The sequence below is a fragment of the Pseudomonadota bacterium genome, assembly GCA_039818985.1.
Classification (GTDB): Bacteria; Pseudomonadota; Alphaproteobacteria; order Sphingomonadales; family Sphingomonadaceae; genus Alterisphingorhabdus.
This window is the reverse complement of the sequence record JBCBSU010000001.1, coordinates 971,099-984,409: the sequence shown is the minus strand read 5'-3', so window position 1 is coordinate 984,409 and position 13,311 is coordinate 971,099. Positions and strand designations below refer to the sequence as shown.

General features: G+C 59.9%; 10 protein-coding genes. 3 read left to right on the top strand and 7 right to left on the bottom strand.

The genetic code is table 11. From position 1 onward, the window contains the following. Positions 1 to 6 precede the first annotated feature (6 nt). The 4 genes from prsR to AAFX04_04585 form a co-directional block, all read right to left on the bottom strand. The gene (gene prsR, locus AAFX04_04600; protein MEO1044700.1) at positions 7 to 1,428 is read right to left on the bottom strand and encodes a PEP-CTERM-box response regulator transcription factor; all 1,422 of its coding nucleotides are present in this window, start codon (positions 1,426 to 1,428) and stop codon (positions 7 to 9) included. Next, entirely contained in the window at positions 1,425 to 3,575 is a 2,151-nt protein-coding gene (prsK, locus tag AAFX04_04595; GenBank protein MEO1044699.1) for an XrtA/PEP-CTERM system histidine kinase PrsK, read from the bottom strand. Before prsK ends, prsR begins: the two co-directional genes overlap by 4 nt. Then, on the bottom strand, positions 3,575 to 4,963 hold the full coding sequence (locus AAFX04_04590) for a TIGR03013 family XrtA/PEP-CTERM system glycosyltransferase (protein MEO1044698.1): 1,389 nt from the start codon (positions 4,961 to 4,963) through the stop codon (positions 3,575 to 3,577). Before AAFX04_04590 ends, prsK begins: the two co-directional genes overlap by 1 nt. A 171-nt stretch (positions 4,964 to 5,134) precedes the next feature. After that, positions 5,135 to 6,553, bottom strand: coding sequence for a short-chain fatty acyl-CoA regulator family protein (locus AAFX04_04585; GenBank protein MEO1044697.1), 1,419 nt, complete (start codon positions 6,551 to 6,553; stop codon positions 5,135 to 5,137). Between the two features lie 168 nt (positions 6,554 to 6,721). Here AAFX04_04585 and aceA point away from each other — a divergent pair, with 168 nt between their 5' ends. Together aceA and AAFX04_04575 are read left to right on the top strand one after the other, a co-directional pair. Then, complete coding sequence (aceA, locus tag AAFX04_04580; GenBank protein MEO1044696.1) at positions 6,722 to 8,002, top strand: isocitrate lyase; 1,281 nt, start codon at positions 6,722 to 6,724, stop codon at positions 8,000 to 8,002. A 188-nt stretch (positions 8,003 to 8,190) separates the two neighbouring features. Next, the gene (locus AAFX04_04575; protein MEO1044695.1) at positions 8,191 to 8,646 is read left to right on the top strand and encodes a hypothetical protein; all 456 of its coding nucleotides are present in this window, start codon (positions 8,191 to 8,193) and stop codon (positions 8,644 to 8,646) included. Between the two features lie 32 nt (positions 8,647 to 8,678). Here AAFX04_04575 and AAFX04_04570 read toward each other — a convergent pair whose 3' ends face one another. The 3 genes from AAFX04_04570 to AAFX04_04560 all read right to left on the bottom strand — a co-directional run bounded on the left by AAFX04_04570 (position 8,679) and on the right by AAFX04_04560 (position 12,302). Then, positions 8,679 to 10,016 carry an amidohydrolase gene (locus AAFX04_04570; GenBank protein ID MEO1044694.1) on the bottom strand — a complete coding sequence of 446 codons (1,338 nt, stop codon included), beginning with the start codon at positions 10,014 to 10,016 and terminating at the stop codon, positions 8,679 to 8,681. A gap of 238 nt (positions 10,017 to 10,254) precedes the next feature. Next, on the bottom strand, positions 10,255 to 11,040 hold the full coding sequence (locus AAFX04_04565) for a 3-hydroxybutyrate dehydrogenase (protein MEO1044693.1): 786 nt from the start codon (positions 11,038 to 11,040) through the stop codon (positions 10,255 to 10,257). A gap of 50 nt (positions 11,041 to 11,090) precedes the next feature. After that, positions 11,091 to 12,302 carry a patatin-like phospholipase family protein gene (locus AAFX04_04560; protein MEO1044692.1) on the bottom strand — a complete coding sequence of 404 codons (1,212 nt, stop codon included), beginning with the start codon at positions 12,300 to 12,302 and terminating at the stop codon, positions 11,091 to 11,093. A 75-nt stretch (positions 12,303 to 12,377) separates the two neighbouring features. On the opposite strand from AAFX04_04560, the gene AAFX04_04555 reads away from it, so the two are divergent. After that, positions 12,378 to 13,271: a neutral zinc metallopeptidase gene (locus AAFX04_04555; GenBank protein MEO1044691.1), complete on the top strand. Its 894-nt coding sequence runs from the start codon at positions 12,378 to 12,380 to the stop codon at positions 13,269 to 13,271. Positions 13,272 to 13,311: the final 40 nt, after the last annotated feature.

Genomic DNA, 13,311 nt, shown 5'->3' with positions numbered 1-13,311 from the left:
GGCGGCTCATTTCACCGCTGTTTTTGCGGTGGCTCCGGGCTGCAGCTCATATTGTTTCAGCAGATCATACAGCGTCGGGCGACTGATTCCGAGCAACCGCGCGGTGCTGGAGATATTGCCCTCGCTGCGGGCCAGTGCACGGCGGATAACCTTGCGATCCGATTCCTCGCGTGCCGCCTTGATGTTGAGCGGCATGTCGCCGTCATCATCATCGGCATCATCGCCCGGCAGGTCGAGATCCTCGGCATGAACCAGCTTGCCATCGGCCATGATCACCGCACGCTTGACCCGGTTTTCCAGTTCGCGGACATTGCCCGGCCATGGCCATTCATCGATCCGCCGCAGCGCATCAGCGGCAAAGCCCTTGACCTTGGGGTTGAACTCCTGCGCCATGCGGTTGAGGAAATGGCGCGCCAGCAGGATGGTATCGCCGGGCCGCTCGGCCAGTGTGGGAATGGTGACGACAATCTCGGCAAGGCGGTAGTAAAGGTCTTCGCGGAAAGTACCGTCGCGTTGCATCTGGTCGATATCCTGGTGCGTGGCGCAGACGATACGGGTGTCGACAGCGATTGGCTTGCGGCCGCCAATGCGCTCAATCACCCGCTCTTGCAGAAAGCGCAGCAATTTCACCTGCAGCGGTAACGGAATATCGCCGACCTCGTCGAGGAACAGCGTGCCACCATGCGCCTGTTCGATCTTGCCCTCGGTGGTCTTGATGGCACCGGTAAACGCCCCCTTCTCATGACCGAAAAGCTCGGCCTCGAGCAGGTTTTCCGGAATTGCCGCACAGTTGATTGCGATAAAGGCGTTGGCCCGGCGGTCGCTATGATCGTGCAGTCCGCGCGCCAGCAACTCCTTGCCGGTGCCGCTGGCACCCAGCAGCATGACCGAAGCGCTGGTCGGCGCGACCCGCTCGATAGTATGTGCCACTTTCAGCATTTCCGGTGCTGCGGTGATGATCCGGCCAAGCACCTTTTCGCTGCCGTCCGAGGCTTCAGCCAGCCGCGCATTCTCCGCCTCTATTGCATGCAGGTGAAAGGCACGGGCAACGATATGGCCCAGCTCATCAATATCGACGGGCTTCTGGTAAAAATCATAGGCACCCTTGGCGATGGCATCGAGAGCGCTCTGCCGCGCTCCATGACCGGAGGCGACGATCACCTTGGTATCCGGCTTGAGCGCGATAATCTCCTCCAGCGTGGCAAAGCCCTCGCTGGTGCCGTCCGGATCGGGCGGCAGGCCGAGATCGAGCGTCACCACCGCCGGTTGCTCGGCGCGCAACAGGGTGATCGCTTCCTCACGATTATGCGCCTGGAGCACCTGATAATCGTCATAAGCCCATTTCAGCTGGGTCTGCAGCCCTTCATCATCCTCGACGATGAGCAGTTTGGGCAGCTGTGCGTCATGCGTGTTGTCGTTATCGCTCACTGACCTGCTCCTATGGTGCGTTTTTTATCGGAATGTGTGTCTGTCCCGACCTGTTTTGCCGGTGCCACTGGCTGTTGCTCCCCAATCACCAGTGGCAACCGCAAGGTAATGCGGGTGCCCATGCCCTCGCGGCTTTCAACATGCAGGCTGCCATCCATCGCCTCGACCAGCGATTTCGCTTCGAAAGCACCGATGCCGAAGCCACCATCCTTGGTCGAAACGAACGGCTTGAACAGGCTGGTGCGGATGAAATCGGCGCTCATGCCGGTGCCGTGGTCGACAACTTCGATACAGCCGTTCATGCCGTCCGTGAACCATTTGACCAGCACCGGCTCGGCATTGTGTCGGCTGGCATCGAGCGCATTCTGCACCAGATGCAGCAACACCTGTTCGAGTGCCGGGCGATCAGCCCTGACCGTCATCGGTGCACCCGCCAGCGCATCAACCCGGTGCGCCGGGGTCGATTTGACTGTTGTAACATGCTCCACCAGCGCCTTGGTCTCGACCGGTTCGATCTCGTTGTCGCGGGCCGTGCGATAATTGGAAAGCCGCGACAAAGTGGCGTTGAGCTTCTCCACCGTGCCCTGCAATGTTTCGACCATGTCTTTGCGAAAAGCGGGTTTGTCGGCATGCTTTTCGGCATTGCGTGACAGCAGTGCCAGCTGGCTGACAATGTTCTTGATGTCGTGCACGACAAAAGCAAACCGGCGGTTGAAATCCTCGAACTGGCGCGATTCCAGGAGCGCATTCTGCCCGCGCTGCTCGGCAACATAGCTCGCGGCCTGACGCCCGACAACGCGCAGCATGTCGAGATCTTCCCAGTCCAGCGTCCGGCTCAGCGGCGGTCGTGCCAGCATCACCAGCCCGACCAGCTGGTCGAAATGGATCAACGGTACGATGACCCAGATTTTCCTGTCCTCGATCATCCACTCGGCAATCGCCTCACGCTGCACCGCATCGGCGGCGCCTTCGCGTATCTTGTCGAGTTCGACGATATAGCCGGATTTGGAAAAGAAATTGGCCGTCGATGTGGTGCAGGCCGGAGCCGGCACATCGATGGTCGACCAGTTCCAGCGTTCCTGCAGCATGAAGCGACCGCTCTCGTCCGGCGTCAGCAACAGGCCTGCCCCGCTTTCGGTGATATCGGCGACCGCCTGGATAATCCGGCTGTGCAGCGTCGAAACGTCCTGCTCGCGCGCGCTCATGGTATCGGCAAAGCGCATCCATTCGGAACGGTAATCATAGCGGTGCTGGAAGAAATGCTTTGCGATCTTGACCTTGAACCAGGCCCGGAAGCTGTTCGACGGTAGCAGCACCAGCGCCGCGATCGATACGCCAAAGACAAAACTGACCTGGGTCAGCCGGGCATAATCACCGACAAGATAGGACAATAGCTGTACCGCCAGCGTCATCGCGGCGAGATAGAGGCCGATAGCGAAAAGCGAGAAGGAATGGAAAGCAACGGTACGCGAAAGCTGGATTCTCCATTCGCCATTGCGTTTTGCCGCCAGCGCGAAAAGCGGCATCAGCCCGGCAATAACAAGCCCGCGCAGCGCCAGCAGCTCGGGAGGCAATTCACGCAGCAGATAGGCAACGGCATAAAGGTTGAGATCGAAGAACCACAAAGTCGCCAGCGCCGCCATCGGCAAGCGGATCGCGAAACGGGCCTGTGGTGCCGATATCGAATAGAGATTGTGCACCAGCACCAGCGCGCCCACGGCAAAGATCATCCGCAATATGGTGGAGGTGTAGAACAGCAGGTCCGGCGCGCTGGCCGCATCGAAGCTGAGTATTGCACCATCGACCACCGGCTGCAGGGCCAACACCACCGCCAGAACCGCATAAAGCGCAGTCACCGTCGGCGGCTGACGCAGGCTGTCATCCGAGCGCAGCAACCGGAACATCAGGAACAGCAGAGCGGCATTGCGCAGCGTCTCGACAAACAACGAGATCGATGCTTCGGGCCCTTCCCATGCGACGGTCAGCGCCCAGAAGCTGAGCAGCGCCAGCGCCGATACCAGCGGCAATTGCTGCCAGTGGTTCTGGCGCATATTGCGGCTGAGCCACACCGCCAGGCCGCCATGCAGCGCGGCGGCGAGCAGATGACCAAAAAAGCCGGCAAGTCCGAGATAACTACCCAGCCCCATCACCGCGCTCCATCGGCCCAGAGCACCACACGCAGCGTCTGCAGCAGAATCAATATATCCAGAAACGGCGTGTAGTTTTTGGCGTAGTACAGATCATATTCAAGCTTGTGGCGGGAATCCTCGATCGATGCGCCATAGGGATAGTTGATCTGGGCCCAGCCGGTAATGCCCGGCTTGACCATGTGCCGCTCCGCATAGAAGCGCATCTTGGTTTCGAGATCAGCAACGAATTCCGGTCGTTCCGGTCGCGGCCCGACAAAGCTCATCTCGCCCTTGAGCACACTCCATGCCTGCGGTAGCTCGTCAATTCGCGTCCGCCGGATGAATCGGCCGATCCGGGTGATGCGCGGGTCGTTTTTCTCAGCCCAGACCGCCTTGCCATCACCCTCGGCATCGGTACGCATCGAACGTAGCTTGATGATGTTGAAGGTCTGCCCGTATAGCCCGACACGCTCCTGTCGGAAAAAGGCGGGCCCCTTGCTGTCGAGCTTCACCAACAGCGCGAACAGCAGGATTACCGGCAGGAAGATGACCAGCAATATCAGGCTGGCAATGATGTCGAACAGGCGCTTGGCGATGCTCGATAGCCAGCGGCCCGATGAAAAGCCGTCCGAAAATATCAGCCAGCTGGGGTTGACCGAATCCAGGTCGACACGCCCGGTCTCGCGCTCGAAAAAGCTCGACAGATCGTTGACATGGACGCCGGTGGTCTTGATCCGCAACAGATCCTGCAGCGGCAGCGCATTGCGCCGCTCCTCCAGCGCCAATACCACCTCGCTGACATTGAGGTTCTCGACATATTTGGCGAGATTGTTGATCGCCGAACGGTTGATCGCCTCGGTGATGGCATGTTCACCATCGCCCATGCCGACAAAGCCGACAACAACAAAGCCGCTATCCGGGCGTTCGCCCAGTTCCTGGATGCGCTGCGCCCGGCGACCGGCACCGAGAACCAGCAGCCGGCGGCGAAACGCACCGGTGCCCAGTATCCCGCCCAGTATCAGCCGGTTCGCGACCAGCAGCACAATAGCCATGATCATCGCGTAGAGCAGGATCGAGCGCCACAGAGTGGTGCCCGGCAACAGGAAGAACATCAGCGACAGGAATATCACCCCGAGCGACACCGCCACGGCCAGTCGCGCCATGGCGAAGCGCAGTCGTAACACCGCATCGGTGCCGTAGGTGCCGACCGCAATCATCGCCACCTGCTGCAATATGGCAAAGCTCAATACCGGAACCGCGCGATCGGCAAATGGCCCTTCATCAAGTCCCAGCTGGGCGGTACGGAACTGCCATGCTGCCTCTGCCGAAATCAGCAACAGCACAAAGTCGATAAGCCCCATGAGAACCACGGCATGCGGCACATAATGTTTGAACAGGCGAAACATGGATCGGGGCAGACTCTTTCGATGGTCTCGGGTCGAAACAAACTATAGGGCCAAGAGGTAAAGTGTCGATTAACTTTACACCTCTGCAACGATAGCATGAATCGATGCCGATCTCACTCGCCACTAGTCGGCAAAGCGGCAGAAATCGGCGATCGCGGGTCATTATGAGGCCTATTCGGAATGAAAGATAAATGGTGCCGCACGGCGGGCACGATCGTCAAACAACAAGGTTTTACCTGCTGGCGGTGTCGCGCGCTGGGTGCAGTCGGGACGATGGCAGCCGTGGCAGCCCGGGCCGATGAGAGTCGGCCCGCTCGCCTCAGCCACCCGCGCATAATGCGCGCACAGCCGACTCGCATGTTCCGCCGCAATGCCGATGCCGATGGCATAGGCCGGTTCCTCGCCGTTCATATCCGGCGTATTGCCGCGTGCCGGGCTGCTATTGCCATTCACCGTACGCGACAGGGTCAGCCATTGTTTGCCATCCTCGCTTTCGACCAGCTGCACCTGCAGGATCGATGGCCGGGCAAAGCTGTGGTGCAGATGCCATAACGGGCAGCTGCGACCGCTTTCCACAAAACTGGCACCACTCGCGCCGCTATAGCGCTTGGAAAACTGCCCTGCCCGGTCAACGCGGACCATGAAAAAGGGCAGGCCGCGCTGGCCGACACGCTGCAATGTTGTCAGCCGGTGGGCGATTTCCTCCAGCCCGGCGCCAAAGCGGCGCTGGAGAATGGCAATGTCATAGCCGGTCTGTTCACAGGCACGCAGAAAGCGACCATAGGGCATGATGATGGCTGCGGCGATATAGCCGTAAAGGTGCCGCTGGAACAGCCGTTCGGCACCGCGATTATCAAAAGCCGCGCCTGCAGCAAGCGCCTGCACCGCATCGCGCATCTCAAGCTGGGCAATCATATAGGCCGCACGAAAAGTACGCGACGAAGTGTCGAGCATCTCGGAAAGCTGCAACTGCCGCGCATGCATGTCGAGGCGGTAAAGATGGTCGGGCAGCACCTCGACCGGCAACACCCGCACCATGATCTGATGACGGCTGCGCAGCCTGTCGCTCAGTGCCGCATAGAGGTCGCTATTGGCCAACCGCAATTCATCGGCCATTTCCTCGGCCGCAACATCGAGGTCGCCATAATAGTTGCGCCATTTTTCTATCTCGCGCCGCACCAGCGCGATGGCGGGATGGCTGTTATCACCAGCATCGTCGGCATTGCCAGACACCGCCCTGCTGTCATGCAGCCGGGCAAAGGCCTGCATCAGTTCAGGCGCGTTGACCGCCCATTCGGCCAGGCGCTGGCGATCAATGGCAAGATCGGCAAATTGCGGATCGTTGAACCGACGCATCATCGCCTCAACGCCGCCACCCGGCTCATCCGCCAGCAGCAGCCGCGGATCGAAATCGAAGCGTTCGCTCAGCGCCAGCATCAGCCGGGCGGTCAGCGGACGCTGGTTACGTTCGAGCAGGTTGAGATAGCTGGCGGAAATGCCCAACGCCTCGGCCATGGCGATCTGCGTCAGCTTGCGCGACAGGCGGAGACGACGCAGCGCGGCACCGGCGAAGACTTTATCCTGAGACATGCTGATCTTTTGTAATGGTATTTACAAAATTACAATATATTCCTGAAGAAATATCATTTTGACAGAAAAATCATGTCAATTTTAGAGACACACAGCCCTGCAACGGCGTATGACAATGCCATGATGTCGCCGCAAAGGCGTCTTCCTCCCTGCAGAAAGGCAAATAACATGACTGATTTCAACACCCTTGTCCCGGCTGTTCCGGGCCGCTTCAATGGTATAAACCGTCCCTATTCCGCTGATGATGTCGCCCGGCTGCGCGGCTCGGTCGCGGTCGAATATACCCTGGCCAAGCGCGGTGCCGAGAAGCTGTGGGACCTGCTCCGCACCGAGGATTATATCAACGCGCTCGGCGCGCTGTCGGGCAACCAGGCGATGCAGATGGTGCGCGCCGGTCTGAAAGCCATCTATCTCTCCGGCTGGCAGGTCGCCGCCGATGCCAATGTCGCCGGTGCCATGTATCCTGACCAGTCGCTCTATCCGGCCAATAGTGGCCCGGAACTGGCCAAGAAGATCAACCGTACATTGCAACGAGCCGATCAGATCGAGCATAGCGAAGGCGGAGCGACACGCGACTGGTTCGCGCCAATCGTCGCCGATGCCGAAGCCGGTTTCGGCGGCCCGCTTAACTGTTTCGAGATCATGAAAGCCTATATCGAAGCGGGCGCTGCCGGTGTCCATTTCGAGGATCAGCTGGCATCGGAAAAGAAATGCGGCCATCTCGGCGGCAAGGTGCTGATCCCGACCCAAGCGCATATCCGCAACCTCAATGCGGCGCGCATGGCTGCCGATATCTGCGGTGTGGCGACGGTAATCGTCGCCCGCACCGATGCCGAAAGCGCCAAGCTGATCACCTCGGATGTCGATGAGCGCGACCACGAATTCCTCACCGGCGAGCGTACGCCCGAAGGCTTTTTCCGTCTCAAGGAAGGCACTGGCGTCGACCATTGCATCAAGCGCGGCATCGCTTTCGCCGAACATGCCGACCTGCTGTGGTGGGAGACCTCCAAGCCTAATCTCGACGATGCCAAGCGCTTTGCCGAAGCGGTGCAGAAAGCGCATCCGGGCAAGATGATGGCCTATAACTGCTCGCCCAGCTTCAACTGGGAAGCCAATCTCGACAAGGACACCATCGCCAGGTTCCAGCGCGAGCTGGGTGCCATGGGCTACAAGTTCCAGTTCGTCACGCTGGCCGGCTTCCACCAGCTCAATTACGGCATGTTCGAGCTGGCCCGTGGCTATAAGGATCGCGGCATGGCAGCCTATTCGGAGCTGCAACAGGCAGAATTCGGTGCTGAAGACAATGGCTATACCGCCACGCGCCACCAGCGCGAGGTCGGCACCGGCTATTTCGATGCCGTTGCCACCGCCATCGGTGGCGGTCAGAGCTCAACCACGGCTCTGGCTGACAGCACCGAGGCTGACCAGTTCAAGAAGGACGCTGCCTGATCACCCGATTGACCGCTGGCAGACACCGTACCGGTCACTGCCAGCGCGTCTGACCTGCTTTCCTGGGGAGGAAAGTCCGGGGTTCGCCCCACCCGCCGGAGCCACTGTGCTCCGGCGGTTTTAATGTTTGTTTACGCCCATGCGCTATGGCCACACGCCACCATTTTATCGCAAAGGGCGACCATCATATGCTCAAATCGGTTCTGATCGCTGCCGGAGGCTTTCTGGTGCTTATCGCCTTGATGGCCGACAATCTGTCGAGCGATATCAAGGTCAAGGGCAATGCGGCGGCAGCGGTTGAAGCAGCCAAACCTGCCGACGAAAAGCTCTTTGCCGCTCCGCCATCCGGCGCTGTGAGCAATGCCGCTGGCCCCAGCGCAGAAGATATTGAGGGCACCGGTGCCGATCCCGATATCAATACCGACCCGTTCGCCGCGGAAGGCTTTGCCATTGACCCGTTCAGCGCTGCACCGATCGATGATTTTGGCGAGAGCGCGGACACCGATCCGGAACCGACAATTGGCGAAAACAGCGTCGACAATAATCTCAACCAGGGACCTCGCGGTAAAGCGGGCGATGGCGGAACCGGCGGACCTGAGCCGGTCACGCTCAAAAAAGCAAATCGCAGCGAAATCAAAATCTAGGCTGCAAACCTTTAATAAGGCTGCTCAAGCCATTACTTCGCCATCAGTTTCAGCGTGGCCGCGGTCATCGCCTCGGTAGCGGTAGCCACCACTTTCTCAGCATCCGGAGCCCAGAACGGGCTGTGCAACGACGGCAATTTGCTCGCATCACCATCGGCTTTCGCCCAGTCTTCGTCTGATACACCGCCGACCCAGAAAATCAGACTCTGGATATTGTCCGGATCGGCGCGACGGAACTGGCTGAAATCTTCGCCCCCCATCACCGCCGGAGTCTGGAGCACGCGCCGATCGCCAAAACGTGCCTTGAACAGGCTGGCGACATCGCGGGTAAATTCCGGGCTGTTATAGACTGACGGGGTGAAATCGTCGTCCATCGTCACCTCAGGCATCAGCTCTTCGGGAAGGCCAGCGGCAATCGCCTGACCGCGCGCGATACGCGCAATGCCGTCAATCAGTATCTTGCGGGTTTCATCGCTATAGCTGCGCACTGTGATCAGCAGATTGGCTTCATCCGAGATGATATTATGCTTGGCCCCGGCGCGGAAGCTGCCGACCGTCACCACAGCCGGTTCCTGCGGATCGACCTCGCGGCTGACCAGCGTCTGCAACGCCATCACGATCTGGCTGCCCAGTACCACAGGATCCTTGGCGGTAGCGGGATAGGCACCATGGCCGCCTATGCCCTTAACCTTGATACTGACACTGTCGACATTGGCCAGCGCATAGCCCGGTGTATAGCCGATCATCCCGGCCGGAATCTGCGCCGCATCATGAAAGCCCAGCACATAGTCCGGCTTGGGAAAGCGCTCATACAAGCCGTCCTCGAGCATCGCCTTGGCGCCTGAACCGATCTCCTCGGCGGGTTGAAGAATCATCACCAGCGTGCCCGACCATTGATCCTTGCGCGCCGCCAGCTGGCGCGCGGCGCCGACCCAGGCGGTCATATGGGTATCATGGCCACAGGCGTGCATCACCGGGCTTTCGATGCCCTTGGAAGTGGTCGCCTTGACGGTCGAGGCATAGGGCAGCCCGGTCTGCTCTTCGACCGGGAGGCCGTCCATATCGGCGCGCAGCATCACCACCGGTCCGGGGCCATTTTCCAGAACGGCAACCACCCCGGTCCGGCCGACTTTCTCGGTTACGGTAAAGCCGAGCCGCCGCGCTTCCTCGGCCAGCTTGGCGGCGGTACGGAACTCCTGAAAGCTGAGCTCCGGATTGGCATGGAGATCGCGATACAGCGCGATCAGCGAGGGCATGTCAGCAACCACGGCATCGCGCAGTTCATCCGCCGACGCCACAGGTGCAGCTACAGTCATGGCGATCGCAGCCAATGGCGTCACAGCGGATAGCAGGATCTTCTTGATAGTCATGGTCAGACGCCCTCCAGCAGTTTCTTGTTCTATGGAATTGAAGCTAGCTGCTCATTTACAGGCTGTCAGCGGTTATCTGGCCAATCGTCAGGTAGTTTACCCCACCGTTCGGGCTGAGCCTATCGGAATCGAAGACGGTGCAAAGCACCAACCCCTGTTCTTCTCTCCACAGAAAGTGCAGCCCTTCGACAGGCTCAGGACGAACGGATGTCGCTAGTAAAATATAGAGAAACAATCGTCACTGCGCCGTCCAGCCGCCATCCATGCTGAGATTGGCGCCGGTAATCGCGCTGGCTTCGTCACGGCAAAGATAGACCACCAGCGACGCCACCTGTTCCTTGGTGACAAATTCCTTGGTCGGTTGTGCTTTGAGCAACACATCATCGATCACCTGCTCGCGGGTCATGCCGCGGGTCTTCATGGTGTCGGGTATCTGCGCCTCGACCAGCGGCGTCCAGACATAGCCGGGGCTGACCGCATTGACGGTAATGCCATGCTCGGCGGTTTCCAGCGCCAGCGTCTTGGTAAAGCCGTCAATGCCATGCTTGGCGGCGACATAGGCGCATTTGCCCGGGCTGGCGACCTTGCTGTGCGCCGAAGCCGTGGCGATGATCCGGCCCCAGCCCTTGGCCTTCATCCCTGGCACCGCATGGCGTGCGGTGTGAAAGCTTGAACTCAGGTTCAGCGCCATTATCAGATCCCATTTCTCGGGCGGGAATTCCTCGATACTGGCAACATATTGGGTACCGGCATTGTTGACCAATATGTCGACGCCGCCGAAATCCGCATCAGCCATGGCAAACATGCCGGCAATGGCTTGCGGGTTGGTGAGATCAGCATCGCTATAGGCCGCCTTGCCGCCGCTCGCCGCCGCCAGCGCCGCGCGTTCCTTTTCTATTTCATCCGCATCGCCAAAACCGTTGATAATGACATTCGCGCCTTGCGCCGCCAACGCCTGGGCGCAGACCAGGCCAATGCCCGAGGTCGAACCGGTAATCAGAGCGGTTTTGTCTTTGAGAAACATGGGAAATTGCCTGTCCTTTTGTGATGGATATTCAGGGATAGCCGCCGCGCTCAATTGCCGAGATCAAAAGCGGCGGTGCGGCCATCGAGAATATTCTTTGCCAGCAGGCCGCGTTTCTCAATCACCGCGAGCACTGCATCCAGGCCCTGAGCCCAGTGCCGCTCCATGGTCGGACGTGAAAACTCGAAATCACGCGCACCGCTCTCCCACTCATCCACCTGGCAGATGAGATGGACGATGTTGACCGCCTTCTCGCTGACCATGGCGCGCAATTTGGCGACATCCTCATCGGCGCAGACTTCGGGCGGCAATTTGTTGAGCACCGAGCAAATGGTTTCATGCTCGCGCCGCAGCTTGAGATATTGGTCGGTGACGGCGCGGGTGCGGCTGGAATAGCGAATATCCTTCATCCGGCTGAGCACATCATCGAAATCCTGCGGCAAGGGCCCGCGCGCTGGGAACAGGTCGACCTGGAACACCAGCATGTCGGTGGTCTGGTTCTCCAACACATGCGCCAGCGGCGTGTTGCTGACAATGCCGCCATCCCAATAATGCCGCCCGTCAATCTCGATCGGCGGAAAGCCCGGCGGTAACGCGCCCGAGGCCAATATGTGGCGCGCGTCGATGCGCGTCGGATGCACCGGATCGCGGGTGTCGAAATAGATGAAGTTTCCACTTTCGACATCCACCGCCCCGACCGACAGCCGCATCGGCCCGTCATTGAGCCGGTCCCAGTCGACATGGGCATTGAGCGTATCGATCAGCGGCGCGGTGTCGTAAATGCTCACTGCATTGTCGCTGCCCGACAGGGCAAAGCCGGGCGGCAGCAAATGTGGCCGGTAAAAGCCTGGAACCCCGGTAGTGGCGGCGGCAAAGGCGCCGAAGCGATGGTTGAGCTGGCGCCAATAGCCATTGTCGGCGAACAACCAGTTCGGGCCACCACTGGTGATCTGTTCCCAGAATGCGCGCAGCCGTTCCCATGCGGTATCGAAAGGATTGCCGGCGATAATCGCGCTGTTGATCGCTCCGATCGATATGCCGGCGACCCAGTCTATGCGGATATCCTGCGCCGCCAGTGCCTCATAGACTCCGGCCTGATAGGAACCGAGCGCGCCGCCGCCTTGCAGCACCAGCGCCACCGTATCGGGCAACGGGATGACCTTCTCGCCGTCCAGCCCCTTGGGCTTTTGCCGCGCCTCACGCCGCTTGCGCAACAGCATGTCATCGACGGCTTTGCTGTCATAGCCGAGATTCTTGGCCATATTCCGGGTCACCCTTGGTCTTTTGCCTGTCCTGTCCTACTGTCTTTGTGCCGACACGCAACGGGGAATCACGACATGCGGCTTGATGATTATCGCACCAGCGAAAATATCCGCGACCAGCGCGGTCGCGGTGGTGGTTTTCGTGTGCCTGTTGGCCGGGGCCGGTCGGTTGGTGGCGGGAAACTGGGTATCGGAACCATCATCATCGCGCTGATCGCAATATTTGTCTTTGGCGCCGATCCGCAGACCCTGTTGCAGGGCCTCGATACCGGCGCACAGGCGCCGGCGAGCCAACAACAGGCCGGCGGCAATACTCCGCTGGAAAGTTGTGCCGTGGACGAGCAAAGCCGGTTTGTCTGCCAGGTACTGGCCAGCACCGAGGACACATGGCGCGACATTTTCGCCAGCAATGGCGCACGCTATCAGGCACCCTCGCTGACCTTTTACGACCGTTCCGGCCAATCCGGCTGCGGTGCAGCACAGTCAGCTATGGGACCATTTTACTGTCCGGCAGACAATGGCATCTATCTCGACAACAGCTTTTTCGATGATCTGGCGCAGCGCTTCGGCGCTTCGGGCGATTTTGCCCAGGCCTATGTCGTGGCGCATGAAGTCGGGCACCATATTCAGACGATCACCGGCCGCACCGCCAATGTGCGCCGCGAACAGCAACGGGCGGGCCAGGCGCGCAGCAACGACCTGCAAGTGCGGATGGAACTGCAGGCCGATTGCTATGCCGGTGTCTGGGCGGCCCGCAATGCGGCGCGGATCGAGCCCGGTGATGTACAGGAAGGCATGACCGCGGCCAATGCCATTGGCGATGACACATTGCAGCGCAATGCCGGTCGGCGACCGATGCCGGAAAGTTTCACCCACGGCACATCCGAACAGCGCATGCGCTGGCTGCGCCGCGGGCTGGAAACCGGGGATCCGGCCAGTTGCGACACATTTTCGGCGCGCAGCCTGTAATGCCGCGCTCACCAATCATCGACGGACAGAAAGGGCTAAT